General features: G+C 65.4%; 1 protein-coding gene. It reads right to left on the reverse strand.

Annotated elements, in window-relative coordinates:
• The coding region (locus ACZ45T_RS39235) for an IS630 family transposase (RefSeq protein WP_468449284.1) at window positions 1–1,055 on the reverse strand (1,055 nt) is incomplete at its 3' end.
• Window positions 1,056–1,092: the final 37 nt, after the last annotated feature.

Genomic DNA, 1,092 nt, shown 5'->3' on the forward strand with positions numbered 1-1,092 from the left:
GCGACTTTGTCGAGGATCTCGTCGGCTGTCTTCGTCCAGACGAAGGGCCGGGGTTGCTCGTTCCAATGGGCGAGCCAGGACCTGATGTCGCGTTCGAGTGCTTGGACGGAGCGGTGGACGCCGCGCTTGAGCTTCTTTTGCGTGAGCTCGGCGAACCACCGTTCCACCAGGTTCAGCCACGACGCACTGGTTGGCGTGAAGTGCAGGTGGAACCGCGGATGCGCCAGCAGCCACTTCTTCACGTCCGGCGTCTTGTGGGTCGCGTAGTTGTCGAGGATCAGATGGACCTGGAGATCCGCCGGTACTTCTTTGTCGACCTTGGTCAGGAACTTCTTGAACTCGGCGGCCCGGTGGCGGCGGTGCAGGGAGCCGATGACCTTGCCGGTGGCCACCTCCAGGGCGGCGAAGAGGGTGGTTGTGCCGGCGCGGACGTAGTCGTGACTGCGGCGCTCGGGAACGCCGGGCATCATCGGCAGAACGGGCTGTGACCGGTCCAGGGCCTGAATCTGCGACTTCTCGTCCACGCAGAGGACCAGGGCCTTCTCCGGCGGGTCCAGGTAGAGGCCGACGACGTCGCGGACCTTGTCGATGAACAGCGGATCCGTCGACAGCTTGAAGGTCTGGGACCGGTGCGGGGCCAGCGCGAACGCCCGCCAGATCCTCGAGACCGTCGACTGCGACATGCCGGTCGCCGCAGCCATCGACCTGGTCGACCAGTGTGTCGCGTTCTTCGGCTTCTCCTCCAAGGTCTTGACGATGACTCTCTCGACATCAGCGTCGGTGATCTTCCGCGGGACACCCGGCCGCGGCTCGTCGCCCAGCCCGTCGAGGCCGTGCTCGAGGAAACGGCGCCGCCAGGTGCGGACCGTGTCCGGAGCGATCTTCAGGCGGCGCGACACTTCCATGACCGAATGCCCCTCCGCGCACTCCAGCACGATCCGCGACCGTTGAGCCAGGGCTTGGGCCGTCGTGCGACGTCGTAACCAGCCCTCCAGCACAGCCCGCTGGGCATCGGTCACCGACAACGGCGGAATCTTCGGACCCGGACGACTCATACCGAACTAACGACAAACCTCCGACTCAGGTCACTAG

It is taken from the genome of Streptomyces sp. NPDC030995 (genome assembly GCF_055571215.1).